This is a genomic window from Pseudomonas sp. CJQ_9 (genome assembly GCF_043106615.1).
In the GTDB taxonomy this organism is placed as follows: domain Bacteria; phylum Pseudomonadota; class Gammaproteobacteria; order Pseudomonadales; family Pseudomonadaceae; genus Aquipseudomonas; species Aquipseudomonas juntendi.
On the sequence record NZ_JBICMS010000052.1, the window covers coordinates 1 to 540 of the forward strand.

1 protein-coding gene is annotated in these 540 nt (G+C 54.6%); it reads left to right on the forward strand.

The genetic code is table 11. The features are described 5' to 3' along the window. Nucleotides 1–313: 313 nt before the first annotated feature. On the forward strand, nt 314–540 hold a 227-nt coding region (locus ACF8SD_RS08910), incomplete at its 3' end, for a DUF3077 domain-containing protein (RefSeq protein WP_392503880.1).

Consider the following 540-nt stretch of genomic DNA (forward strand, 5'->3'; position numbering starts at 1 on the left):
CGTACGACTTTTCCTCAACCTGAGCCCAAAGCTTCAATCGGCGCTGCTTGGGAATTATCCTACGAGCCGCGTGGAAGCTGCTCTGTTGTAGGGGAAATGCCCCAGGGCTAACGTCGTAGGGTCGCCATTCATGGTGATCGGGTGTGAGAACCCGAACGATGTTGAACGGACTTCCAGTCATGGCAGCCTACGTGGGCAGGCTTCGGCCTGGCCGGGTTCAATGTCCTCGGTTTCTCACCCCGCGTACGGCTGCCACCCCTTGTCCGTGAGAAAGACGAGTTGGTGGTCCAATTAACGACATTGGATTCCAACCATGACCAAGCACGACCTTGATTCTACCCATCCGAGCTACAGCAGCACTGTCGGTAAAGAAACCTGCATGGAGCTTTTCCGCGTACAGGCCAACATCCCCTTCAATCATGCTTTCTCCGAACTCTCCGTCATGCTCGGCTGTATCAATCACCTGACAACCGAAGCCGAGATGGAAAATGATCGGCTGGCAGGTAGTGCAGCAAGAATTCTCAGTGGCTTTGCCAAAGC